Source organism: Oceanobacillus zhaokaii (assembly GCF_003352005.1).
Lineage (GTDB): Bacteria > Bacillota > Bacilli > Bacillales > Amphibacillaceae > Oceanobacillus > Oceanobacillus zhaokaii.
On the sequence record NZ_CP024848.1, the window covers coordinates 564513 to 588874 of the forward strand.

Annotated in this window: 24 protein-coding genes and 1 pseudogene; 13 read left to right on the plus strand and 12 right to left on the minus strand. The window is 37.1% G+C overall.

Annotation, left to right across the window (positions count from 1 at the left end; translation table 11 throughout):
- Positions 1–13: 13 nt before the first annotated feature.
- Entirely contained in the window at positions 14–985 is a 972-nt protein-coding gene (gene trhO / locus CUC15_RS02930; protein ID WP_114915291.1) for an oxygen-dependent tRNA uridine(34) hydroxylase TrhO, read from the minus strand.
- 396 nt (positions 986–1381) lie between these two features.
- Here trhO and cspD point away from each other — a divergent pair, with 396 nt between their 5' ends.
- Both cspD and CUC15_RS02940 read left to right on the plus strand, forming a co-directional pair.
- Positions 1382–1579, plus strand: coding sequence for a cold-shock protein CspD (cspD, locus tag CUC15_RS02935; protein WP_010651786.1), 198 nt, complete (start codon positions 1382–1384; stop codon positions 1577–1579).
- An 87-nt stretch (positions 1580–1666) separates the two neighbouring features.
- Entirely contained in the window at positions 1667–1966 is a 300-nt protein-coding gene (locus CUC15_RS02940) for a hypothetical protein (protein ID WP_114915292.1), read from the plus strand.
- A gap of 21 nt (positions 1967–1987) precedes the next feature.
- On the opposite strand, the gene CUC15_RS02945 is transcribed toward CUC15_RS02940, so the two are convergent.
- Positions 1988–2863, minus strand: coding sequence for an NAD(P)-dependent oxidoreductase (locus tag CUC15_RS02945; RefSeq protein WP_114915293.1), 876 nt, complete (start codon positions 2861–2863; stop codon positions 1988–1990).
- Positions 2864–3556: 693 nt separating this feature from the next.
- On the opposite strand from CUC15_RS02945, the gene CUC15_RS02950 reads away from it, so the two are divergent.
- On the plus strand, positions 3557–4216 hold the full coding sequence (locus tag CUC15_RS02950; RefSeq protein WP_114915294.1) for a TraR/DksA C4-type zinc finger protein: 660 nt from the start codon (positions 3557–3559) through the stop codon (positions 4214–4216).
- A 49-nt stretch (positions 4217–4265) separates the two neighbouring features.
- On the opposite strand, the gene CUC15_RS02955 is transcribed toward CUC15_RS02950, so the two are convergent.
- Both CUC15_RS02955 and CUC15_RS02960 read right to left on the minus strand, forming a co-directional pair.
- The gene (locus tag CUC15_RS02955; RefSeq protein WP_114915295.1) at positions 4266–5024 is read right to left on the minus strand and encodes a zinc ribbon domain-containing protein; all 759 of its coding nucleotides are present in this window, start codon (positions 5022–5024) and stop codon (positions 4266–4268) included.
- A gap of 214 nt (positions 5025–5238) precedes the next feature.
- Positions 5239–6654 carry a S1C family serine protease gene (locus CUC15_RS02960; protein ID WP_114915296.1) on the minus strand — a complete coding sequence of 472 codons (1416 nt, stop codon included), beginning with the start codon at positions 6652–6654 and terminating at the stop codon, positions 5239–5241.
- Between the two features lie 422 nt (positions 6655–7076).
- On the opposite strand from CUC15_RS02960, the gene CUC15_RS02965 reads away from it, so the two are divergent.
- The 3 genes from CUC15_RS02965 to typA all read left to right on the plus strand — a co-directional run bounded on the left by CUC15_RS02965 (position 7077) and on the right by typA (position 11047).
- Positions 7077–7757, plus strand: a complete 681-nt coding sequence (locus CUC15_RS02965) for a response regulator transcription factor (RefSeq protein ID WP_114915297.1) — start codon at positions 7077–7079, stop codon at positions 7755–7757.
- A 3-nt stretch (positions 7758–7760) separates the two neighbouring features.
- Positions 7761–9089 carry a sensor histidine kinase gene (locus CUC15_RS02970; protein ID WP_114915298.1) on the plus strand — a complete coding sequence of 443 codons (1329 nt, stop codon included), beginning with the start codon at positions 7761–7763 and terminating at the stop codon, positions 9087–9089.
- Positions 9090–9223: 134 nt separating this feature from the next.
- Positions 9224–11047, plus strand: coding sequence for a translational GTPase TypA (gene typA, locus CUC15_RS02975; RefSeq protein WP_114915299.1), 1824 nt, complete (start codon positions 9224–9226; stop codon positions 11045–11047).
- A 79-nt stretch (positions 11048–11126) separates the two neighbouring features.
- Here the strand turns inward: typA and CUC15_RS02980 are convergent.
- Positions 11127–11510 (minus strand): annotated as a pseudogene (locus CUC15_RS02980) (SRPBCC domain-containing protein); the annotation flags it as partial.
- A 392-nt stretch (positions 11511–11902) separates the two neighbouring features.
- Here CUC15_RS02980 and treP point away from each other — a divergent pair.
- From treP to CUC15_RS03000, 4 genes are all read left to right on the plus strand, one after another.
- The gene (treP, locus tag CUC15_RS02985; RefSeq protein ID WP_114918361.1) at positions 11903–13771 is read left to right on the plus strand and encodes a PTS system trehalose-specific EIIBC component; all 1869 of its coding nucleotides are present in this window, start codon (positions 11903–11905) and stop codon (positions 13769–13771) included.
- A gap of 235 nt (positions 13772–14006) precedes the next feature.
- On the plus strand, positions 14007–15671 hold the full coding sequence (gene treC / locus CUC15_RS02990) for an alpha,alpha-phosphotrehalase (RefSeq protein ID WP_114915301.1): 1665 nt from the start codon (positions 14007–14009) through the stop codon (positions 15669–15671).
- Positions 15672–15683: 12 nt separating this feature from the next.
- Positions 15684–16412 carry a trehalose operon repressor gene (gene treR, locus CUC15_RS02995; RefSeq protein ID WP_114915302.1) on the plus strand — a complete coding sequence of 243 codons (729 nt, stop codon included), beginning with the start codon at positions 15684–15686 and terminating at the stop codon, positions 16410–16412.
- A gap of 63 nt (positions 16413–16475) precedes the next feature.
- A complete protein-coding gene (locus CUC15_RS03000) occupies positions 16476–16763 on the plus strand; it encodes a YkvA family protein (protein ID WP_114915303.1) in 288 nt (95 codons plus the stop codon).
- Here the strand turns inward: CUC15_RS03000 and CUC15_RS03005 are convergent, their stop codons facing one another.
- The 5 genes from CUC15_RS03005 to CUC15_RS20585 form a co-directional block, all read right to left on the minus strand.
- Positions 16764–17624 (minus strand): dimethylarginine dimethylaminohydrolase family protein, encoded by an 861-nt coding sequence (locus CUC15_RS03005; protein WP_114915304.1) that lies wholly within the window; start codon positions 17622–17624, stop codon positions 16764–16766.
- A 28-nt stretch (positions 17625–17652) separates the two neighbouring features.
- Positions 17653–17832: a hypothetical protein gene (locus tag CUC15_RS03010; protein WP_114915305.1), complete on the minus strand. Its 180-nt coding sequence runs from the start codon at positions 17830–17832 to the stop codon at positions 17653–17655.
- 361 nt (positions 17833–18193) lie between these two features.
- Positions 18194–19150 (minus strand): ABC transporter permease, encoded by a 957-nt coding sequence (locus CUC15_RS03015; RefSeq protein WP_114915306.1) that lies wholly within the window; start codon positions 19148–19150, stop codon positions 18194–18196.
- The gene (locus CUC15_RS03020) at positions 19143–20066 is read right to left on the minus strand and encodes an ABC transporter ATP-binding protein (protein ID WP_114915307.1); all 924 of its coding nucleotides are present in this window, start codon (positions 20064–20066) and stop codon (positions 19143–19145) included. The genes CUC15_RS03015 and CUC15_RS03020 overlap by 8 nt, the downstream gene beginning before the upstream one ends.
- Before the next feature lie 307 nt (positions 20067–20373).
- On the minus strand, positions 20374–20508 hold the full coding sequence (locus tag CUC15_RS20585; RefSeq protein WP_278309194.1) for a hypothetical protein: 135 nt from the start codon (positions 20506–20508) through the stop codon (positions 20374–20376).
- Between the two features lie 289 nt (positions 20509–20797).
- Between CUC15_RS20585 and CUC15_RS03025 the strand changes: the two genes are divergently transcribed.
- Positions 20798–21964, plus strand: a complete 1167-nt coding sequence (locus tag CUC15_RS03025; RefSeq protein WP_341457189.1) for a CapA family protein — start codon at positions 20798–20800, stop codon at positions 21962–21964.
- A gap of 37 nt (positions 21965–22001) precedes the next feature.
- On the opposite strand, the gene CUC15_RS03030 is transcribed toward CUC15_RS03025, so the two are convergent.
- Both CUC15_RS03030 and CUC15_RS03035 read right to left on the minus strand, forming a co-directional pair.
- Complete coding sequence (locus CUC15_RS03030; protein ID WP_114915309.1) at positions 22002–22697, minus strand: DUF1129 family protein; 696 nt, start codon at positions 22695–22697, stop codon at positions 22002–22004.
- 1 nt (position 22698) lies between these two features.
- The gene (locus CUC15_RS03035) at positions 22699–23028 is read right to left on the minus strand and encodes a PadR family transcriptional regulator (RefSeq protein ID WP_114918362.1); all 330 of its coding nucleotides are present in this window, start codon (positions 23026–23028) and stop codon (positions 22699–22701) included.
- 216 nt (positions 23029–23244) lie between these two features.
- Here CUC15_RS03035 and CUC15_RS03040 point away from each other — a divergent pair, with 216 nt between their 5' ends.
- On the plus strand, positions 23245–23565 hold the full coding sequence (locus CUC15_RS03040) for a thioredoxin family protein (protein ID WP_114915310.1): 321 nt from the start codon (positions 23245–23247) through the stop codon (positions 23563–23565).
- A gap of 224 nt (positions 23566–23789) precedes the next feature.
- Complete coding sequence (locus CUC15_RS03045) at positions 23790–24353, plus strand: GNAT family N-acetyltransferase (protein ID WP_114918363.1); 564 nt, start codon at positions 23790–23792, stop codon at positions 24351–24353.
- The last annotated feature ends 9 nt before the right edge of the window (positions 24354–24362 follow it).

The window sequence follows — 24362 nt, forward strand, 5'->3', positions numbered from 1 at the left end:
CGTGCTTCGGTTGTTATGCTTCTTGTTTTAATGTTTCGCCAAGTACTGCAAGGCGTGCTTCTACTTCCTCTGCAGACAAGTTATGCTCTTGTACGTATAAATTACGTGGAGTTACACGGCATTCATGGGAGCAACCGCGCAAATGTTTATGTTCGTTTTCTTCAGAGCTTAGCATTTGGCGATTACATTCAGGATTTGCACAATTTACATAGCGTTCACAAGGCGTGCCATCGAAATAATCCACGCCGACTACAACGTGTTCCTTACGATTGACTGGGACAGAGATTCGTTCGTCGAATACATATAATTGACCGTCCCATAATTGGCCTTGAACTTCAGGGTCTTTCCCGTAAGTTACAATTCCACCATGTAATTGACCTACATCCTCAAATCCTTCTTTCACCAACCAGCCTGAGAATTTTTCACAACGGATTCCACCAGTGCAATATGTTAACACTCGTTTACCTTCTAAAAGATGCTTATTATCGCGGACCCAGTTTGGTAATTCGCGAAATGTTTCAATATCAGGACGAACAGCGCCACGGAAATGACCTAAATCAAATTCATAGTCATTACGAGCATCCAAGACAATTGTGTTTTCATCTTGCATTGCTTTGTAAAACTCACTTGGCTCTAAATACTTTCCAGTTGTTTCTAAAGGATTAACATCATCTTCTAGACGCAGTGTTACTAATTCTTTGCGTGGACGTACATGCATCTTCTTAAATGCATGTCCATCATGTGCATCAACTTTAAATACCATATCAGCAAAACGTGAATCGTTATGCATTGCATCCATATATTTATTTGTTTGTTCGACCGTTCCAGAAACCGTTCCATTAATACCTTCTTGTGCAACTAATATACGGCCTTTTAATTCTAATTCCTTACAAAATTTAAGGTGCTCTGCAGCAAATGCTTCAGGATCTTCAATATGCACATAGTTGTAATACAATAATACTTGATAATTTGTAGTAGTTTCCATTTTGTTTACCACCTATTCATTTATATTTGCAAGATACAAATGGTTGGTAGTCAATAATTCAATTTTATCTTGCAAGATAATATTTTATCATGTTTCTAACAAGTTTTCTACAACTCGAAAAAAAACAATTCTGAGCCGTTTTATGAAGCGGTTTCATTACCGGAAATTCATCAAGGTTTTTTCGACAAAAAATGTCGAAAAGACAAGGAAAATGCAGTAAAATGTTTTACAAATATTTTTTTAAAAACGCTTGCATTTGTATATGAAAAAGGGTAACATATAAGGTGCAAAAGGAAATTGGAGTTTGAATAATACTTTACGATCTCTTATTCAAGTGGTGTAAAAGTATTTATGATTCAATTACTTTGCAGCATATTGTATAAGGAGGTCATTTACATGACTGGTAAAGTAAAATGGTTTAATGCAGAAAAAGGTTTCGGTTTCATCGAGCGCGAAGACGGAGACGATGTATTCGTACATTTCTCAGCAATCCAAGCTGATGGTTTCAAAACTCTTGAAGAAGGTCAAGAAGTTGAGTTTGAAATCGTTGAAGGTAACCGTGGACCACAAGCTGCTAATGTAACTCGCTTATAATAGATGATTTGGAAAGGTTTATCTCATTCGTGAGATAAACCTTTTTTTGGTAAGAATAGGAACAATAGTAAAAAGTAGGTGAAAGAATTGAGTAAAGAAGACGTTGAAAAGCGAATAGTCGAAAACTATAAAAATGATGAGAAAATGATGATTCTTATTTTCGTGCAATGGTGTGTGAATCATGATTTAGATCCTGTTGTACTATATGAAGATGCCTATCCCGGTCAACATAAAAACAATGTATTACTGGAAACGATTGAACAAGCAGTTCCTAAAAACGAAGCAGAGGAAGTATCAGATCAAACGGTATTAAACGTATTGCAGCTTTTTGGAAATGATGATTTAGCCTTTACTGTTCAAGCAGAAATCGAAAAGCGAGGAAAATGATGCTCTCCTCGCTTTAAGCTTCTATCGATCAAACAGCTTGATTAATGCCTGTGTGCCACTATCATTTTCTCCCTTTTCAGCAAGTTCCTTGTAAAGCTCTAGTGAAAGGGAAAGTCCTGGTGTTGCCATTCCTATTTCCTGTGCGGATTCCAATGCAATAGTCATGTCTTTAATAAAGTGTTTTACATAAAAGCCTGGTGCGTAGTCCCCCTTAAGCATTCGTGGACCGAGGTTCGAGAGTGAGAAGCTTGCAGCAGCTCCTGTCGAAATACTTTCGAGGACACGTTCGGGATTAAGACCTGCTTTTTTAGCATAAACAATTGCTTCACAAACGCCAACCATGTTCGATGCAATCGTAATTTGATTTGCTAATTTTGTATGCTGCCCAGCACCAGGGCCACCTTGTAAAATAATATTCTCACCCAGTACTTCAAAAATTGGGTGCAGCTCGTCGAATGCTTGCTGGTCTCCACCGACCATAATTGCTAATTTTCCATTTTGTGCACCAATGTCACCACCAGAAACAGGGGCATCAAGAGAAAAGATACCTTTGGCAATTGCTGTTTCATATATCTTTATTGCAAGGGATGGTTTAGAGGTTGTCATATCAATGATATAAGTACCTTTTTGGGCATTTTCTAAAATACCACTATCTCCAAAGTATACTTCCTCAACATCTGATGGATAGCCGACCATCGTAATAATCACATCTGAATCCTGTGCTAACTCTGCTACAGTATGTTTCCAATCGGCGCCTTGGCTGATTAATTCTTCTGCTTTTTCTTTTGTACGTGTATATACGTTTACTCGGTATCCTGCTGTCAGCAGGTTCTTTGCCATACTTTTGCCCATAACACCAGTACCAATAAATCCAATTTTTGTCTCTATTGTAACCATTACACTGATTCCCCTTTCTTTAATCAATATTCGACAGTATCCAGCTTAAACCCTTTTTGATGCTAACTAATGGTACAAAATTAGAAGTTGATATAAACTGCGAACTAAGTTTAGATGACAGTTACCCACGATCAGTCGCTACAGAAAGCCTAGAGTATTTTCACCACTCGGGTTGTACAATAATAATAAATATGGTTGTTGATTACAGCGAAGAGAGGCAGACAAAAATGCCGATGAATTTTATTGGGGCAAATCGAGTTGCCATAAGATGAGCGACTGTTTGCAGCGGAAATAGACATTGCGGCTAGTTCGCAGTTTACGAAAGAAGCTAAAAGGGGATAGAAGTGAATAGAATGGCAAATGAAAACATTTCCTGAATCAGCAAATGAGGAATTATATCAACTGATGAAGTAATTGGAAGCTGCGGCACAAAAATCAGTTGGAGGAATTCTATTTTCAAGTGGATTCCAATTGTTCCAATGTTTAATTTAGAGGATGGAATTCCCGATATTGACATGATTTGGAGACGTAAATGAAGAATCATTCCACAGTAGTTACACATAGTATAGTTAGGAAATCATTTATAGGCAGATAAGGAATTACTCACTGCATAAATGCAACTAAGGATGTCACTTAAAATCTCAGTCAAGTTTTCTGAAATTGTATAAACGCTAAATGGGAGGCTGTTGCTTAATGATCACGAACGAACAATTACACCATTGTAAAGCTGCTTTGATGGAACGACAAACGGAATTAATCAATCATGTTCAGGACCACTTTGGATTAGAACTTGAATCGGCTAAAGAATCTGTTGGCGAGCTATCGAATTATGATAACCACCCAGCAGATTTAGGTACGGAATTATTTGAGAGAGGGAAAGACGTCGCCCTAAATGAACATGCGGAAAAAGAATTAGAAGAGATAAATGAAGCACTCCATGCAATCGATGCAGGGACGTATGGTATATGTAAAACATGTGGAGCAGATATTCCTTATCAGCGCTTATTTGCAGTGCCAACTACAGATCAATGTATCGAACATGCGAATGCTGATGTTTTTGAACGGAACAGACCGGTTGAGGAAGAAGTATTTTCTCCCAATATAACTGATGCCCAGTCATTGGAAGAAGAGAAAGTAGCTTATGATGCTGAGGATACATGGCAGGATGTAAGCAGATATGGAACATCAGAAACGGCATCTGATTTCTTTGGTGATCATCTGAACTATGATGATATGTATCCAAATAGTGACGAGAACATTGGAACAGTTGAGGATTTAGAGAACTTTGTTTCCGCCGATATTAATGGAAAATATAATGGTGTAACTCCAAACTTTAGAAAATATGAAGAATAGCAACATAAAAAATACTCCTTCTCTTTTGGGAAGGAGTATTTTTTAGTTTTTACCAAATGCCGCCTAAGATGTCCCCCATAAAGATAGAGGCAATACTTTGTACTAGGAATGATGCTAAAATTAGACCGACAATATAAACGCCTATTAGCACATAAATTCGATCAAAACCTACTGTCGGTAGCTCCATTAAAATAAAAGTAGGGACGATTAAAATCGGACCTATGAGACTTAGCGTAATTAATGTTCCTGAAAAAGGAATATTAAGCATTGCTAGAATCGCTCCGATGATAACTAAACCTAAAAAGGGGATAGAGTAAGCTCCAAACTTAGCGACAATGTCTTGGAATGATAATGGCTGTGCGGTTATTTTTGCCCCAGCAAAGGTTATTGCTGCAATTGCTGCAAATAATACGATGAACTGGATAAATGGCTGAATAAAGCTATTCCAGAAAGAAGACGAGAAGTAACTATTTGCTGCAATAAATGAGCCTAATGCGATAAGTAAAGAAAAAATAATGAGTGTAATAAGTCCGGAAATCCACTGGTTAGCCGTAATATTTTGTGCTGAACTTGGTTTCTTTAAAATGTTCAGTACAAAGCTCCAAAAGGTTTTTGCTTCAGCAGCTACTTTTTCAGTGAATTCATTTGTCTGAGATTGATTGCTTTTCTTTGGTTGTTCGGGTTGACTTACTACATTTGCAGTTTGTGAATCAGCTGTAGCAGCTGTTTCCTCAATAACTAAAGATGCCCCACAGACGGTACAAAATTTCCCCGGTTCTGTTTCTTGCTTGCAAGATGGACAAAGCATGTAAACACTCCCTTCATTTATGTATCATATTAAACACCTATGAAAAATAGGATATATAGACGCTCATGGTAAGTATACTATTGCAAAATACAAAAAAGAAGGGAAAAAATACCCTTCTTTTCATAAAATAGGAAAATATAATGTTGACAATATTGGTCACGCTCTATCGTACAGCCCATATGCTGCTGCATAAGGGATTCCGTTATTGTAATAGTTACGCGGCTTCTTGTTGTACTGCTTCTTCTAGCACTAAAGTTGCAGTTTGGACTTCGCCATCACGAATATATTCAATATCAATAGAATCACCAATACTTGTTTCTGAATATAAATATTTGCGTAATTCTAAAATGCTTGTAACCTCTTGTCCATTTATTTTTGTTATGACATCAAATTGCTGCAACCCTGCTTCATCTGCGGGCGAACCGGATTGAACATTTGCAATGACCATTCCTCCCTCAATATTTTCAGGTAAGTTAATTTCATAGCGATATTGCGGTGGGACTTGAGATAGAGATGCTGTTGCAATCCCAATCTGTGGTCTTGCTACTTCACTATTAGTTTCTAATTGTTCAATAATAGGTAAAGCACTATCAATCGGAATTGCAAATCCAATTCCTTCCACTGCGCTCTCAGCAATCTTCATGGAGTTAATCCCTATTACTTCACCGTTGCCATTCACCAGGGCACCTCCACTATTACCAGGGTTAATTGCAGCATCTGTTTGTAATACTTCAGTCACCCAGTCAGGCTGGCTGTCACCATTTGTATCTACTGAAACAGAACGGTTTAGACCACTGATAATCCCTTTTGTTACAGAGTTAGCAAAATCTATTCCAAGTGGGTTTCCAATTGCTAGTACTGTTTCTCCGACTTTTAAATCATCTGATGAGCCAATACTTGCGACCGTATCAATTGTTGCCCCATCAACTTCTAGAACTGCTAAATCGGTTAATGAATCTCCACCTAATACTTTGGCATCGAGTCTTTCATCTTCATTTAGTACGACTTCAACTTGCTGTGCGCCGTCAACAACGTGCTGGTTAGTGACAATGTATGCTTTTCCGTTTTCTTTCTTGTAAATGATACCTGATCCTGTACCTGCTTCTTCACTTTCAGTCCAAACACTTTGTTGCTGCATATTGGAAACTCCAACAACCGCATTCGAGACTTCTTCGATATTGGTTGAGACGTTTGCATCTTCTGAGGCGAGTGTTTCAATTACTTCTGGACTGTCATCATTTTCAGCTGCTTGATTACTATCATTGCCATTATCATTAGGAATAATATTATACGTAAATAATAGGACAATGATGATTGCTGAAATTACTCCACCGACAACACCACCAAATAAAGCACTGATCCAGGACCTCTTCACTTTTGGTTTTTTCTTAGTTGTTGGTTGAATCGGTTCCTCGTATCTTTGTTCTTCTTTTTGAAATGAGCTTGATGGCTCTTCTTCGCTCCATTGTTGATTGGACTCAAATTGGTTTGTTTCTGTCGTTTCACCCCAAGTATCCTGCTTATAGTCTGGATATTCAGGATTAACAGGTGAGGTATTCCTTCTCTCCTGTTCATACCGATCTTCAATCGGTCTTTGTGATTGAGAGTCCTTATTATTGTTATTCTCCATCTTTTATCACCCTTTATAAAATTATTTTAAATGATTAAAACTCTTTTCGTACAGTTTACTGCTTTTTCTAGAAGCTGTTAACTAGGTGTAATGTTGTCTTCTCGTATTATTTCATAGATAGAAAGAAGAAAGCGATTATGCAATCCCAGCGTAGTGTATTTTCGGAGCGACTGGTCAGAGAACAGTTGCGCACCTAAGCTAAGTTAGTTCACAGTTTTAATTCAACTACTCATTAATAAAAGCAGCAAACCTTTTTAGAAATTAGCCATTCCTAATGTATACTTTTATTATAGGCAGGTTCATAGGGATAGATTTGGAAAGAATGTGGAATAAATGTGTAATTATGCGAGAATCATGTAATTTTGCGCTAATCTATGTAAAAATAGAATTAAAATAAAGGATACTGAAAAGGTGAAGAAAACATGAATTATCATATTGGTATAGTTGAGGATGATTTAAATATTCAAAATATCGTATCTGCTTATTTGAAGAAAGAAGGCTACGAGGTTACGATGATGGACTCAGCAGAAAAGGGCTGGGACCTGTGGAAGAATGATCCACCAGATATGTGGATTCTAGACATTATGCTGCCAGGAATGGATGGCTATGAATTTTGTAAAAGAATCCGTAATGAAAGTAATGTGCCGATTATTATCATTTCAGCAAAGGATGAGGAAATCGATAAAATTATTGGTCTTGAGCTTGGTGGAGATGATTACTTGACGAAGCCATTTAGTCCGAGAGAGTTAATGGCAAGGGTAAAGCGGTTATTTAAACGTTCGCAAATAGAGCCAGCACGAGCCGCTCAAGATAGACTTAAGGTTGAACACCTGTTGATTTACCGTAATGATCGCCGAATCTTCTGGAATGGAGAAGAATACGAGGTAACAACGAAGGAGTTTGATATGCTCTTATTACTTGCTGAAAATGCAAATCGAGCATTCTCCCGGGATGAATTATTAGTGAAAATTTGGGGGAATGACTATTTTGGCAGTGATCGTGCAGTGGATGACTTAGTAAAACGGATTAGGAAAAAACTCGACGATGTTCCAATTGAAACGGTATGGGGCTATGGCTATCGATTGCGAAAAGAAGAGGAATAACCAATGAAACTTCAATCACAATTAACGGCAGCATTTACAGCGTTATTATTAGTTATTATGGCAGTTGCCTGGTATGTCATCTATTCATTAATTTTGGATTTGCTCATTCAGGATGAACAAAGGCAGCTGAAACAAACAGGAGAGCTGCTTGTTAATGTTTTAAATCAACAATACGGAACAGCTGATATTCAACAGGTGAATGATATCTTGAAGGATCAGGACTTGCAAATGTTTATGTATGATCGAAAACATGATCAAGTACTGTTATCTACTATGTCCAATCAGGTTGCACGCGAATTTTTCAAAAACAATGATTTCGCAGATACAAATAAAACACAATGGGAATACGGAAAAGAACGATTTGTTACGTCAAGAATCATCTTTCTTCCCGAGCAATCTGGTTTAGAATTGATTTTACTCACTCCAGTTAGCGATTTACAAGGGGTGCAGCAAAACTTTTTTACAAGGATATTCTTTATCTTTATCATTGGTGCGTTCGCTGCCGTACTCATAAGTTATTATTTAACCAGAAAGTTAGTGACACCACTCAGTAAGCTGAAGCGGCAATTAAAAAAGATAGAAAAAAGGCAATTTGATGATATCGAACATATTAAGGCAACAGGAGAAATTAAAGAGGTAGCGGATAGTGTTTACGAAATGGCCAATGAACTTCAGCGTTACATGAGTACACAGCAAACCTTTTTCCAAAATGCAAGTCATGAATTAAAAACACCGCTTATGACAATTCAAGGATATGCAGAAGGGATTAAGGATGGGATATTTACAGAGAAAGAAGCAGAAAAGGGACTAGAAGTAATGGTGTCTGAAGTCAATCGCTTGAAGGTTATTATTAATGAAATGATTTTACTAGCGAAATTGGATAGTGAACCATCTGTTTACGACCCTGTAAAAATTGAAGTATCAGAACTGATTGATCAAGTAGTAGACCGTGCAATTCCGTTCGTAAATGAGAAAGGAATTACACTTCGCCATGAAGTAAAGGAGAATATCACTCTATTCGCAGATGAGGAAAAGTTACTAAGGGCACTGTTAAATATTGTCTTTAACGGGATTCGTCATGCAGAGTCACAGATTGAAATTAATGTTTTGAAGAAAAGCCGGCGAATCCTTATAACGATTGGTGATGATGGGGAAGGGATATCTAAGGAAGTTGCTTCGAATATTTTCCATCGGTTTGTAAAAGGTAAGAATGGGGAAACAGGTTTAGGACTAGCAATTGCTCGAGCGATTATTGAACAATCGAATGGAAAAATAACAGTAGGCAGATCTAAACTTGGCGGTGCTGAGTTTAAAATTAATTTACCTGAGTAAAATAGGGAGTAAATACTATTTGAAAGTAAACAATTATTATTATTAAAAATAAGTAAAAAAATCTACTACAATGGGCATTATGTGGTATAATGTTCTAGTTTGATTCATTCGGAATTATAGAGGAGCGTACTTTTATGCAATTAAGAGAAGATATTCGTAATATCGCGATTATTGCCCACGTTGACCACGGTAAAACAACACTCGTTGATCAACTATTAAAATATTCAGGGACATTTCGTGAAAATGAACAAGTTGACGACCGTATGATGGACTCTGGTGATATAGAACGTGAACGTGGAATTACAATTTTAGCAAAAAACACTGCAGTTAAATATAAAGATAAAACAATCAATATTTTAGATACACCAGGACACGCCGATTTCGGTGGTGAAGTGGAGCGTATTATGAAAATGGTTGACGGTGTAGTATTAGTTGTTGATTCCTATGAAGGCACGATGCCACAAACTCGATTTGTGTTGAAAAAAGCATTGGAACAAAAGCTAACGCCAATTGTTGTTGTAAATAAAATTGACCGTCCAAATGCAAGACCAGCTGAAGTAATTGATGAAGTACTTGATCTATTCATCGAGCTTGGTGCAGATGATGAGCAATTGGAATTCCCTGTTGTGTATGCATCCGCATTGAATGGAACATCTGGACTTGAGGCGGAAGATCAACAACAATCAATGGATCCGGTTTTCGAAACGGTAATAGAACATATTCCTGCACCATTGGATAATAGTGATGAACCATTGCAATTCCAAATTACCCTACTTGATTATAATGATTATGTTGGACGTATTGGTGTAGGGCGAGTTGTTCGTGGGAAAATTCATGTCGGACAACAGGTTGTTGTTATGAAACAGGATGGAACAAATAAAGCTTTCCGTGTAACAAAATTATTTGGATTTATTGGCTTGAAGCGTACAGAAATTCAAGAAGCAAGTTCTGGAGAAATTGTAGCAGTAGCTGGTATGGAAGACATTAATATCGGTGAAACTATTGCACCTCAAAGCAATCCTGAAGCATTGCCATGGTTACACATTGATGAGCCAACATTGCAAATGACTTTCGTTGTAAACAATAGTCCATTCGCTGGCCGTGAAGGAAAATATATTACATCACGTAAAATTGAAGAGCGCTTAATGAAACAATTGGAAACAGACGTAAGCTTACGTGTTGATTCAACCGAATCTCCAGACGCTTGGATTGTATCGGGACGTGGGGAACTTCACTTGTCTATTTTAATCGAGAATATGCGCCGTGAAGGTTTTGAATTACAGCTTTCTAAACCACAGGTAATTATTAAAGAAATTGATGGGCAAAAATGCGAACCAATGGAACGTGTACAAATCGATTTACCTGAGGAATATACTGGTGCGATTATGGAATCACTTGGTGAGCGTAAAGGTGAAATGCTTGATATGGTAAACCATGGTAATGGACAAGTACGCCTTGAATTCAAGGTTCCTTCTCGAGGATTACTTGGTTATACAACAGAATTTATGACACAAACACATGGTTATGGTATCTTAAACCACACATTTGAAGCCTACGAACCAGTAATTAAAGGGAATGTCGGTGGACGCCGCGAAGGTGTATTAGTTGCTTTGGAAAATGGGAAATCAACGATGTATGGTACGATGCAGTTAGAAGACCGTGGAGTTATTTTCATCGAACCAGGTACAGAAGTTTATGCAGGAATGATTGTCGGGGAACATAGTCGGGAAAATGACCTTACTGTAAACATCACTAAGGAAAAACATTTAACCAACACTCGTTCAGCGAATAAAGACCAAACTTCAAGCATTAAGAAACCGCGTAAGATGTCATTAGAAGAAGCACTAGAATACTTGGACGAAGATGAATACTGTGAAGTAACACCAGAGTCAATTCGTTTACGTAAGAAAATATTAAATAAGAGCGAACGCGAAAAAGCTGCAAGACATAAAAATTAAAGTCCGAAGTTTAACCCCTAACCTTGTGAATAACACCGGTTAGGGGTTATTTTAACTTTTCGAGACAACAGCATATAAATTAAATAGATGCTTCCCTTAGTAAGTTTTGATACTCTGGCAGTCGCTCCTGCCAATATGATTTGCGATCTGCAATTGTTTTACCATCAAGGAGTGCTTCGATTACGTCTAGACACACATGCCATCCAGTTAAATCTTTCGGTGTATGATCCGTAATCTCATGCAAATATTCGATGAAAACAAGCTTACAACCTTGATTATTTTCCTCTAATTCGAACCGGACTGAATTTTTAGGTGGCCATGAAAATGAGAATACCTTATTAGGCTCAACCTCTGTTATATCAATTTTTTCATAGTTTCCGTCTCCATAATTAAAGAGAATCTCACCATCTTTTTCTAGAGATTTTATTTCTAATTCAGAAAACCATTGCTGTAATTTTCTATTCTCTGTTAAATAAGACTATACTTCAGCAACACTATGATTAATCTGGCGAGTATAAATAGCTGCTGTTACTCCATTAATATTTTCCATTTTAGTTGCCAATATAATTGCCTCCTTATACATTCATCGAGTATTTCTTGTAAATAGTCTATCTTACTTTTATGTGGTTCAATCAATTAGGTGTTGGTTATAAGTTCCTTGATTAGGGAATACTTAACTGAATCTTACATCAATATGTAAGCAGTTGCATAATTTGTATATACAAGTTATACTGGTTTTATAACCTGTATATACAAGTTAAAATAAATGATATTTTTATAGAGGAGGTATTTCCATTGGGTAAGTCACAATCAAGAGCCTATGAAGCAGTTGTTGCACCTTTAAATGGACAAGTAATGCGGCTTGAAGATGTACCAGATCCAACGTTCGCGCAAAAAATGATTGGGGATGGAATAGCAATTAAGCCGATAGATGGTGCAGTTGTTGCACCGATAGATGGAGAAATTGTACAGCTATTTCCGACAAAACATGCGATTGGTTTGCAAGGAAAATCTGGATTAGAAATATTAATTCATATTGGATTGGAAACGGTCGCTTTAGGTGGGGAAGGATTCGAAGCACATGTTAAGCAAGGGGATCAAGTGAAAGCTGGCGATCCGCTAATAACCTTTGATTTGGATTTCATTAAAGAAAAAGCAGCTAGTCACATAACCCCAATTGTTATTACAAATAGTAACGACTTTGAGATAAATCGTACGACAGATGAAAAAGAAGTTGTGGCAGGTAAAACAGCTTTGTTAGAAGTGAGAGTAAAAGAGCAAGAAACGACTAATAACAAGCCAACTGCTAAAACTACAGACAGACCACAGTATAGTTCAGAAGCAGAAGATATTGTCGCAGCCGTCGGTGGTCTCGATAATATTGACGCAGCAACTCATTGTGTAACACGACTACGCTTCGCTTTAGCGGATGAGGACAAAGTTGATAAGAATGCGTTAGAAAATATGGGAATTGTAAAAGGAACTTTCTCAGCTAATGGTCAGTATCAGGTTGTTATTGGTCAAGGCACAGTAGATAAGGTTTATAACGCAATGGTAAGTGAAGCGGGAGTTTCAGAGGCTACGAAAGAAGATGTTAAAGCGGCAGGCGGCAAAAAGCAAAATGCTCTGCAACGTGGGATTAAAACATTAGCAGATATTTTTATTCCAATTTTACCTGCGATTGTAACAGCGGGACTATTACTTGGACTCAATAATATTTTAGTTAATCCAATCTTCTCTGAGCAATCAATCATTGAGATTTATCCATCATGGGCTGGAGTAGCCGACATGATAAATATTATCGCAAGTACTGCGTTTACTTTCTTACCGGCATTAATTGGTTGGTCTGCTGTTCGGCAATTTGGTGGGAATCCGTTACTCGGTATTGTACTCGGCTTAATTCTAGTACATCCTGCTCTAATGCCTGCAAGTGATTTTGCCCAAGCGGTAATCGCAGGAGATGCACCTACATGGAATGTATTTGGATTTGATGTGAATATGATGGGCTATCAAGGACAGGTTCTTCCAGTTTTAGTTGCTGCATGGGTATTAGCCAAAATAGAGATTTGGCTGAAGAAGCGTGTGCTTGACTCCTTACAATTATTAGTAGTTGCACCTATTGCTTTATTAGTCACTGGATTCTTGTCATTTATATTAATTGGACCAGTTACATTTACAATTGGGAACTGGATTACAGAAGGAATTGTTGCTATCTTTGATTTTGCACCAATTATTGGTGGGTTAGTTTACGGAGCTTTCTATGCGCCATTAGTAATTACAGGAATGCATCATACATTCCTAGCAGTAGACTTCCAGCTTATAGCTAGCACAGGATCTACTTTATTATGGCCGGTTGTTGCACTATCGAATATTGCGCAAGGTTCAGCTGTATTTGCAATGTTCTTAGCTGCTAAAGACGAGAAATTAAAAGGTTTAGCGGGTACTTCAGGTGTTTCTGCATGGCTAGGTGTTACGGAACCTGCAATGTTTGGAGTAAATTTAAGATATAAATATCCGTTTTATGCAGCAATTATTGGAACTGCAATTGCTGGAGCATTTATTTCTGTTCAACAAGTCTTAGCATCATCTGTTGGTGTTGGAGGTATCCCAGCTTTCTTATCAATCCAGCAAAGCAGTTGGATAGCGTTCTTCATCGGTATGGCAATCGTTATCGTTGTGCCATTCGTGATTACTTTTATCATTGCAAAACGTAAGCTTAAATAGTACCGGTGATTTTTAGATAGACTTATAAGGTGAGAAAATTTTAATATCTACCATAACGTTTAGTTGATATAAACTGTGAACTAAGTGCAAAGTTGATTTTAGCTAGCGGACAGTCGCGTATCTTTGGAGCGACAGGCTGGGAGACCATTTGCTATCCTAAGTTAGTTCGCAGTTTATGTAAATAAAAAACCAATAAAAAATGAATCATTTTTCAAAAGATGTTAGGAGCGATAGTATGAGTGAACAATGGTGGAAAAAATCAGTAGTATATCAGATTTATCCCAAAAGTTTCCAGGATACGACAGGTAATGGAACAGGAGATATTCGAGGAATAATAAATCGGTTGGATTACCTAAAAAAATTAGGGGTAGATGTAATTTGGCTGACACCAGTTTATCAATCCCCACAAAATGATAATGGCTATGATATTAGTGATTATTATGCAATTGATCCTTCGTATGGGACAATGGGTGATTTTGAGGAATTACTTGAGCAGACGCATCAGCGTGGAATGAAGCTGATTATGGACCTAGTGATCAACCATACTTCAACAGAACATGAATGGTTTAAGCAAGCTGCTTCATCGAAGACAAATGAATTCCGTGATTTCTATATTTGGAAGGATCCATCAGATGATTCTACGCCAGCACCAAATAATTGGCAATCGAAGTTTGGCGGAAATGCATGGCAATTCGATGAGAAGTCAGGGCAATATTATTTACATCTATTTGACGTGACACAGGCAGATTTAAACTGGGAGAATGAAGAACTTCGAAATGAATTATATGAGATGATACGTTTCTGGGCTGAGAAAGGAATCGATGGGTTCCGACTGGATGTCATCAATTTAATCTCTAAAAATCAAGAATTTCCTAGTGACGATACAGGGGATGGACGTAAATTCTATACTGACGGACCACGCGTCCATGAATTTTTGCATGAAATGAATCAAGCAGCATTTAAGGATTACGACATGTTAACGGTAGGGGAGATGTCGTCAACAACACTTGATAACTGTGTGCTATATACGAAGCCTGAACGCGAAGAGCTTTCGATGACGTTCCAATTTCATCATTTAAAAGTAGATTATCCGAACGGTGAAAAGTGGACAAAAGCACCATTTGATTTTATAGAATTAAAGAAAATTCTTTCTGATTGGCAAGTAGGAATGCATGAAGGGGACGGGTGGAATGCTCTCTTCTGGTGCAATCACGATCAGCCACGTGCCATCTCTCGTTTTGGTGATGATGGGAAATATCACCGTGAGTCGGGAAAAATGCTTGCGACCACATTGCATCTTATGAAGGGAACTCCATATATATATCAAGGAGAAGAGATTGGTATGACCAATCCGGATTTCACTTCAATTAATGACTATCGTGATGTCGAATCGCTAAATGCATACAAGTCACTTTTAGAAGCAGGGAAGTCGGAAAAGGAAATAATAGAAATTCTTCAGCAAAAATCCCGAGATAATGGGAGAACACCAATGCAGTGGTCTAATGCAAAGCATGCCGGATTCACTACAGATAAACCTTGGATTGAGACTGCAAGTAACTATCCTGAAATTAATGCAGAAAAAGCGCTGGAGGATCCGAATTCGATATTCTATCATTATCAGCAATTAATCGCACTGCGTAAGAAATATGATATTATTACGTATGGGGACTATCAATTATTACTAGCAGATGACCCAAGAGTATTCGCATTTACACGAAATTGGCAGGATGAAAAGCTAGTTGTTGTTAGTAACTTTTATAGTGAAGAAACAACTGTACAACTGCCTGTTGGAAGTCTAGATAATGTCGAAGTATTATTATCAAACTATCCTGATTCTAATATGCTAGGAGAACAGCTAACACTTAGGCCGTATGAATCAATTGTGTATTATGTGAAATAATGAGGGATAGATATGCAGAAGAAGTATTTAACAATCTATCATGATTTATTAAATAAAATTCATTTAAAATCATGGCAAGAAACAGAGATGCTTCCATCAGAAAATGAATTAAGTGTTACGTATACGACATCAAGGGAGACCATTCGCAAGGCACTTAATCTACTTGCTCAAAATGGTTATATTCAAAAAGTACGTGGGAAAGGCTCGGTTATTATTAATCGTGATAAATTCTCATTTCCCGTATCAGGAATTGTTAGTTTCAAGGAAATCACTGAAAAGTTAGATTTCTCTAGTAAAACGTATGTGGAAAACCTTGGAAGACTAGAGTCTGGTAATCCATATCAAGATATTCTTAACGTAGGTAAGTATGACCAAGTATGGCATGTGGATCGCGTTCGAGAAATTTCTGATGAGAAAATCATACTGGATAAGGATTATTTCAATGAAAGCTACATTCCCTTACCTTCTAAGGAAATATGTGAGCATTCCATTTATGAATATATTGAAACGGAGCTTGAGCTTGTAATTGGTTTTGCTCAAAAGGAAATAATAGTAGAAGAACCAACAGCAGAAGATCGTGAATTATTGGATTTAGAGGGATTTTCTAATATTGTTGTGATTAAAAGTCTTGTTTATTTAGAAGATACACGATTATTCCAGTACGGTGAGTCGCGACATCGGCCAGATAAATTTCGCTTTGTAGATTTTGCAAGAAGAGTGAAGAATGGAACACCACTTTAATTCATAAAGTGGTGTTCTCTAACTTTCCCCTTAAAAATTGTATTCCAGAAAGAAGGTGTAACGATGAAACGTTTTATTACGAGAATCGGTTTTCTATTCAAATTTCACAGATCAATTCCATTTATGAAGGATTTCTTTCTATCCAAGGAAATTAATAATGCAAAGAAATTACTATTTATAATTTTAATCTTAGGCTATATCGCACTTCCTTTCGATATCATTCCAGATTTCTTGCTTGGCTTCGGTATCATTGACGATGTAACCCTTGCTATACTGATTATGCAATTAATGGTAAAGACTGCACCAGATTCACTTAAAAGAAAGCATCAATTCTTAAATGATGCGAAATAATTATTCTCTAATTAGCGGCAAGCTACAACAACGGAAAGAACCACCGGATTTAATAATTTCTGAGAACTCTATTTCGATGACGTGATATCCTGCTTGTGTCAATACACGATTTAACCGTTTATTCTCCGGCATGCTGATTATTTTTTTTCCACCAATGGATAGTACATTGGGTCCCATTTTGAACTGTTCTTCTTCCGTTACTTCAATTAACTGATATGATTGCTTCAAATGTTTATACCCATCAGACTCAATTGCTGCCTCATAGATTAATGCAGTATCCTCGCTGATAATATTAAATACACAGTCAAGGTGGAGAATATCCTCCCTTAGTTGGATAGGTTTAATATTGTAGGCTGGAAGCATTTGCTGTAATGCAGTTACTGCTGCATGTGAAGTCCGGTTGCTTATGCCAATCCAAATATTCTTATTGTCAACAATAACGTCGCCGCCCTCGATGCTGCCACAATCAATGATTTGGAAGGGAATTCGCATGCTCTCCAGCCAATTTATTAATTCGGCTATTTCCGGTTTTCGAATATCTTCCTTCATGGACGATACGAAGAAGGTATCTCCGAGTGTAAAACCGATATCACGAGTAAACACCTGTTCATTTAGCTTTTCTTTTGCTTCTAGCTGAATAACTTGCGCCCCATGTTCTTTTAAAGTATTTGTAAACGTTTCATGTTGCTGTAATGCGATATTAGTATCAATATTATTTGTTAGATAGTGCTGTTGCGTGTTGTTAATAACTTCTTCTATTTTCATATATTGAGGAGATACGGTGATGACTTGCTTCAATCGATCGTATTCATTAGTACTGTTAACTGTAGGTACGCTTTTATTTGAAGTCATATTTTCCATTGCAGATTCCCCCAATTCGTTTTATCATTCACACTTTTTTTCTTTTTGTTTCTTCTGGTATGTATTTCGTAAAGTATAAAGCGAATATTAACAGAATGACAGCCAGTGCCCAGCCGACAATACCACTCCAAATCTGGTCAATGATTAGACCGATTAACACACATAACCCACTTAAAATAATAAATATAATTGTTAAGTAACGCTTCAAATTAAACACTCCTAATATTTGTAAAAATAAAATTCCTTGAGTAGGCTGGAATTTATATAAAGTGCGGACTAGTTTCATGTGCTAAGGGCTCTCGGACCAATCGCTCCAGAAATAAACTACGCGCACCTTAGGGGAGCTGGTGAGCCTACTCGTGCTGTCGCACTTCCTAGTCTCACCTAGGCTCTTCTTCCTGCAGGAGTCTTCGTGTATTACTTCCGCTGGGGTGCTACAACATAAAAAGATTTGTATAAACAACAATCTTCTAACTCAATTCTATTATATCAAAAGAATGATTAGGGCATATAGAATAAAATCAAATCGTAAAAAGAGCTAGTGGGTATTTACCCATTAGCTCTTTTTCTCAGTTACCTGCAATGTCGCGTTTATTAAAGAAGAACCAGGATAATAATTGGAAGATAATAAAGTACACGATTAATACAATAATTGAGAAACCTAGCGAAGTTCCTTCAATCCATGGTTCCCCGCCATTCGCATACTGACTTAAATCTGTATTGGCAAATAAAATATATTTGGCCCAAGATTTTTCCATAAAGATGGTAACAATCGTGTTCCCCGCCATCATTAGAAAAATAGCAGTACCGATAGCAAGCGAGCTATTTCGGAAAACAGTGGATATCATGAAGGCAAAGGTTGTCATCATGATTAGGTTCACCATGCCATAGCCATATCCTGACAGTATTTGTGATATGGCACTTACATCAGCATATCCTGCTCCTTGTTCGATAACGATCGATGGATTTATACCCTCTAGTCCGAAGAATATTGCACCAACAATTAAGGAAAAAATCAGTACAAATAGTAAAGTGAACAAAGCAAAAATCAGTACAGATACATATTTCGATGCAAGTATTTTAGTTCGGGTAATCGGTCTGATTAATAATAATTTAATCGTTCCCCAGCGGAATTCATTCGCTACAATACCAGCAGCTACGATGATTGTAAGTAAACTGACGATTGATAGTAATTCCTTGTTCTCTAAAACATATTGCCATGCACCGTATTCGGGCTGAATATCATTTTTCAAGTGGTAATTATTCTTCTCAATTTCTGATGTGTTCATTTGCTGAATAAAATCATCTGACTCATATTCTGCTATTTCTTTCTCTAATGCTGCATTCTCTTCTTGTAATACTTCACGCCAATTGTTATTCTCGTACTTATCCAAGTCCTCAAAGGAATTTGTAAGAAAGGCTCCACCAATAATTAATGCCGCTACAATTACGTACATAGCCCATGTTGATTTACGGATATAAATTTTATTTAGTTCATTATACACAAGCTGATAAAAGTTACTCAATTGTATTCTCCCCAATCAAATCAAAGAATTTGTCTTCTAATGTTGCTTTAGAAACACCAACCTGATAAACTGCAATTTCGTGTTTCACAAAGGTGTTAATCACATTTGGAATCGTTTCTTTTTCACTTTGGAAAATGAGCTGGTTGCCCTCTTGAATTGCATCGATTTCATAATTTATCTTTAATAATTCGATTGCCTGATTTATTGGTGTTACCTCGAGTGTTACTTGTCTGAGATTAACGTTATCTGTTGTCGTATCATTTACAAGCTGTGTGGCTATAAGTTCACCATTTTTGATAATTCCAATCCGGTCACACATGAGCTCAATCTCAGATAAAAGATGACTTGAGATAATCACTGCAACGTTTTCCTCTGTGGCTAGCTTGCGGATATAGTGTCTAATTTCTCTTATCCCAGCAGGATCTAATCCATTTGTCGGTTCATCAAGGATTAATATCGACGGCTTATGTAAAAGTGCTTGCGCAATGCCAAGTCGCTGTCGCATTCCTAATGAATATTTCCCAGCTTTTTGGTTAATCACTTTCTCCAGTCCAACAACCGCGATTACTTCATTGATGCGCTCTTTTTCAACCCCAGGAATCATCCTAGCAAAATGCGACAAATTTTGCCGTCCGGTCATAAAGGGATACATTTCTGGATTTTCTACAATTGCACCAACCTCTCGTATTGCATTTTTAAAGTTTTGCTTGATACTGTTCCCAAGGATTCGGACATCCCCATCGGTAATGCTCATTAAGCCAACCATCATCCGTATTGTCGTTGTTTTTCCAGCGCCGTTCGGACCGATAAAACCAAATACTTCGCCGCGGTTAATCCTAAAGGATAACCCTTTAATAATTTCCTTCTTGCCAATTGTCTTTTTGAGGTCAATCAATTCCATTGCAACTTCCGTCATTATTCATACCTCCATTATTCTTTCTATAACTTTTTACGACTGAGGAATAAAAAAGTTTCAAAAAAATAAAAAAACAGATAACGGATGTTATTTGGCAGTTAAGAAAGTGTATAATATTTCTTACTACATAAGTGGGGCTTACAGGATGTAGGTCAGTTCGGTATTGCGACATATGTTTTCGGTGGGGCGAGTAATCGCAGCCCCAGGAAGCCCTAGTTTTTAACCGAACTTCCCCTAAGGCTGTCTCCGAAGGGCATGGTGACAGCCAAGTTTTCTAATTATCTGTTTTGATTAAGCCTATCTCCTACTAGTGGTACCATTTCTTTTCTTTTAATAATCCTTGTAGAATACGTTTTCCTGCTTCTGTTAAATAAGCATTGTCGTCGTTTAAAAGTTGTTCGGCTAACTCAGGCGTCATTTTTGCATCTTTATCATTCGCCATACAGTTCACTCCCCTCCTAATTAATTTATTCGATTTTCATAGATTAGAAATAGATAAGTGTACTATGGAGAACGTGGAATTTATGAGCTGCCTAAGAAAAGATGCAAGTTTCCCTTATAAAGAGATTTTTTTGTAGGTGATAGGAGTGATTGATTGTCCGTAGTAGAAACCAATTCAGGTATTTTATATTGAGAGTGTATAAACCAATTGCACGGAAGAAATTCGAAAAAAATGAAGATTAAAACAATATTCAATGGTATAATAGTATCAAATTTAAAAGAGGAGAAAAATGATGCATAAATTAAGATTCGGCCGATTGATCCTAGTTTTTATAACTATTTTAATATTATCAGCATGTGGCGAAGTTAGTGACGTAATCAGTACTGCTGGGAATCCCACTTTGAAGGAGCTATCCCTTCAGGAAAAAGAACAGCCAATTATTACAAAAGAGATAAGTCTTTCTGCCATTGGTGATTTGTTGATTCATAGTCCCGTATATTTAGATGCGAAGGTTGATGGGGAGTATAATTTCCTGCCGATGTTTGAACAAGTTGCACCTTTCTTAGAACGGCCAACTGTATCAATCGCTAACCAGGAAACAATGATAGGTGGAGAGGAATTTGGTCTATCAACATATCCTTCCTTCAATAGTCCATATGAGGTGGGAGATGCTTTGAAGAATATAGGAATAGATGTTGTTTCCATTGCTAATAATCACACATTAGATCGTGGGGAAGCTGTGATTCAGAGTGCAATCAGCCACTGGGAAACGATAGATATGATGTACACTGGATCATATAAAGACGAGATAGATAGAGAAAATCTACGAGTCTATGAAACACCAGAAGGGATTTCTATTGCATTTCTATCATATACATATGGAACAAACGGAATTCCAGTTCCAGAGGGCAAGGATTATTTAGTAAATCTCATTGATCGGGAATTGATTGCAAGTGAAATAGCAAAAGCTAAGAAGGATTCGGACGTTATTGCTTTAAGTCTCCATTTCGGAAATGAATATGAAAGGATGCCAAATGAAGCACAAAAGGAGCTCGTTCAATTTGCGGCTGATCAAGGCGCCCATATAGTGATTGGGCATCATCCACATGTATTGCAACCAGTGGAATGGGTGACAGGTAAGGATGGAAATAAGACATTCGTAGCGTATTCACTCGGTAATTTTCTATCAAATCAACAGGAATTATATCAGCGGATAGGTGGAATATTAACTGTCAAGATTAAGAAGACAGTAGAAGGGGAGAAGGATACTATTGAACTTCATTCCCCAGAATTTATGCCGACCTATGTCAAGTTCCGATCTGATTGGGCTGATTATGAAGTTATTCCAATGTTTCAATTAACAGATCAAGATTTGGCAGGTGCATCGGGACAATATGAGGAAATTAAAGCCCATATGTCACAATGGGTGACGGAGCTTGAGTTTATGGAAGAATAAAATGCATCCCCTCTGAAAAAGTGGGGATGTATTTTATTTAATTAGTTATTCGATACTTTTTATTTAAAATAAAGGATACGAGATAGAGAATAATCCCGACCACTGCAAAAGTGAGTATGGGTAGACTTATTGTTTTTCCGAAGTCTGGAACTACTATCGGAATCAGAATAAATAAGCCAATAAATACCATGCTAATGATCCAAACTTGCAGAAACTCTACCCATTTTTTTGCTTTCTTTTCTTTAAATGACGTTCTCTTGACCCATTGTAGGATTACTTTTACGAATAGGTAAAGTAAGATTAAATATCCAACTATAATAATTATCCCTGAACCTAACTGAAATGTCATTGAACCTGCACCTAGATCAAAAAAGTAATGTAGTCCAAAACCGATAAAACCATGGCAGAGACTGATAATAGCCAAAAACTGTATAATAACAAAACTAAGAAACTTTACGATGTCATTAGTTTTTTCACCTGGTATCTCTTCGATAACCTCATTACAATACTCCTTCAGATCATTACCAAATATATCTTTCGCAGTCTTACCTTCTGTTTGGGCAAGTAGTAAATGCTCCAGTAACTCTAATAATACTTCTTCTGTTTGCTGTTCAGATTTATTAACATTATTTAGCCGGATATAAACAAGCATATCCTCATAGTAAGCCAGATTTTCTGCAGTTAACATCTTTCTTTTATCGTTATTTATTTGAACGATCTCCTTAGAATTCATATTAATTCACTCCCTTTTCAATAATTTTATCTACTGGTTGTTTAAGTAATTCCCATTGATGAATGAATTCGGCTAGTTGCATATGTCCCGCTTCTGTTAATTGATAATACTTTCGTTTTGGTCCAGTGTCAGACTTTCTCATTTCCCCAATAATTAACTTTTCCTTTTGAAGTCTAAGCAAAATTGGATAGATGGATCCTTCGCTAACATCGAATAATCCAAATGCCTGGAGCTTCATCGAAAGCTCGTAGCCATATGTTGGTTGCATCTTAATTATCGATAAAATGCATCCTTCCAGAATTCCTTTTAATAATTGGCTTCGCTGTGAAATTTTCATCGACCTACCTTGTATAACAATATAGTAGTTCTGAGTTTAGCTACCTTGCCATGCAAAGTAGCATATTTACAGTATATTATTTTTAACGGAAATTGCAAGGGGTATTTTAAAATATTCTAAAAATGAATTTAAAAGTTTATTTTAAGCAAACAATAGGACAAGTAGGAGATAGATGGATACAATGTAATAAAAGAAAGGAAGTGGCTATGAGTGGAAAGGATCAATACAATCGAAATGTTTGATGAAAAAATTCAAAGTGAGAATCCCGTTATTGTAAAGTTTTATGCGGATTGGTGTACAGACTGTAAGGTGTTAGATATGTTTATTGGTGATGTAAAAAACGAATTCAGTCAATATAATTGGTATGAAGTAAATAGTGATGAACTAAGTGGACTTGCTGAGAGCTACGATGTTATGGGGATTCCGAGCATCTTAATTTTCCAAAATGGAGAGAAGCTTGCACACCAGCATAGTGCATACACGAAATCTCCAGAAGAAGTATCAGCATTTCTTCATCAGCAGCTAGGCTAATTAGTGAAACGATCATTCATATATTATGATGGTCGTTTTTTTGACGAGAAAGAGTTGAAATGCTGATATAATTGAAAGCAGGCTGATATCTATAACTATCCGACATGATTCAACAATATTCGCGGAGTGACAGGCACCCATCGTACAGGCACCTAGTCGTATTTTTTCTTATACATTAGTATTATTGAATAAACAATCGGAAAGTAAGGGGAAGAGACACCATGATAAATCCGATATTAATTGATTTTCCACAAGATTTTTATACAGATCGTCTTTTTATTAGAATAGCGTTGCCTGGTGATGGGAAAGTTGTTTACGATGCGATGAATGCTAGCAGGAAGGACTTGAAAAAATGGCTGGAGTTCGCGTTATTTGAACAATCGCTGGAACAGGTGGAACAGATGGTGAGGGAGGCACATATTCATTTCAGAAAAAGAATTGAGTTGCGCTTCCATATTTTCCATAAAGAGACGGGAGAATTTATTGGCTCGACAAGTCTCCATCATATTAACTGGAGTGTACCGACTTTTGAGATTGGATACTGGATTGATAGCAGACAAAGCGGTAACGGCTATATGCTTGAAGCTGTTGAGGGGTTAACCTTTTATGCATTCTATGCGCTACAGGCGAACAGAGTTGAAATTCAATGTGATTCGAAAAATGTAAAGAGCAGGGCGATACCGGAACGATTAGGCTATACGCTTGAGGGAACTCTCCGAAATGCTTCAGTGTCTATCGATCGAAAGGAATTACGTGATACTTGTATTTATGCGAAGATTAGAGAGTAATTAGTAAAT

Bases quoted from the DNA above. Each gene is read 5' to 3' on its own strand.
- trhO (WP_114915291.1), bottom strand. From the start codon at position 985: ATGGAAACTACTACAAATTATCAAGTATTATTGTATTACAACTATGTG.
- cspD (WP_010651786.1), top strand. From the start codon at position 1,382: ATGACTGGTAAAGTAAAATGGTTTAATGCAGAAAAAGGTTTCGGTTTC.
- CUC15_RS02945 (WP_114915293.1), bottom strand. From the start codon at position 2,863: ATGGTTACAATAGAGACAAAAATTGGATTTATTGGTACTGGTGTTATG.
- CUC15_RS02950 (WP_114915294.1), top strand. From the start codon at position 3,557: ATGATCACGAACGAACAATTACACCATTGTAAAGCTGCTTTGATGGAA.
- CUC15_RS02955 (WP_114915295.1), bottom strand. From the start codon at position 5,024: ATGCTTTGTCCATCTTGCAAGCAAGAAACAGAACCGGGGAAATTTTGT.
- CUC15_RS02960 (WP_114915296.1), bottom strand. From the start codon at position 6,654: ATGGAGAATAACAATAATAAGGACTCTCAATCACAAAGACCGATTGAA.
- CUC15_RS02965 (WP_114915297.1), top strand. From the start codon at position 7,077: ATGAATTATCATATTGGTATAGTTGAGGATGATTTAAATATTCAAAAT.
- CUC15_RS02970 (WP_114915298.1), top strand. From the start codon at position 7,761: ATGAAACTTCAATCACAATTAACGGCAGCATTTACAGCGTTATTATTA.
- typA (WP_114915299.1), top strand. From the start codon at position 9,224: ATGCAATTAAGAGAAGATATTCGTAATATCGCGATTATTGCCCACGTT.
- treP (WP_114918361.1), top strand. From the start codon at position 11,903: ATGCGGCTTGAAGATGTACCAGATCCAACGTTCGCGCAAAAAATGATT.
- treC (WP_114915301.1), top strand. From the start codon at position 14,007: ATGAGTGAACAATGGTGGAAAAAATCAGTAGTATATCAGATTTATCCC.
- treR (WP_114915302.1), top strand. From the start codon at position 15,684: ATGCAGAAGAAGTATTTAACAATCTATCATGATTTATTAAATAAAATT.
- CUC15_RS03000 (WP_114915303.1), top strand. From the start codon at position 16,476: ATGAAACGTTTTATTACGAGAATCGGTTTTCTATTCAAATTTCACAGA.
- CUC15_RS03005 (WP_114915304.1), bottom strand. From the start codon at position 17,624: ATGGAAAATATGACTTCAAATAAAAGCGTACCTACAGTTAACAGTACT.
- CUC15_RS03020 (WP_114915307.1), bottom strand. From the start codon at position 20,066: ATGACGGAAGTTGCAATGGAATTGATTGACCTCAAAAAGACAATTGGC.
- CUC15_RS20585 (WP_278309194.1), bottom strand. From the start codon at position 20,508: ATGGCGAATGATAAAGATGCAAAAATGACGCCTGAGTTAGCCGAACAA.
- CUC15_RS03025 (WP_341457189.1), top strand. From the start codon at position 20,798: ATGATGCATAAATTAAGATTCGGCCGATTGATCCTAGTTTTTATAACT.
- CUC15_RS03030 (WP_114915309.1), bottom strand. From the start codon at position 22,697: ATGAATTCTAAGGAGATCGTTCAAATAAATAACGATAAAAGAAAGATG.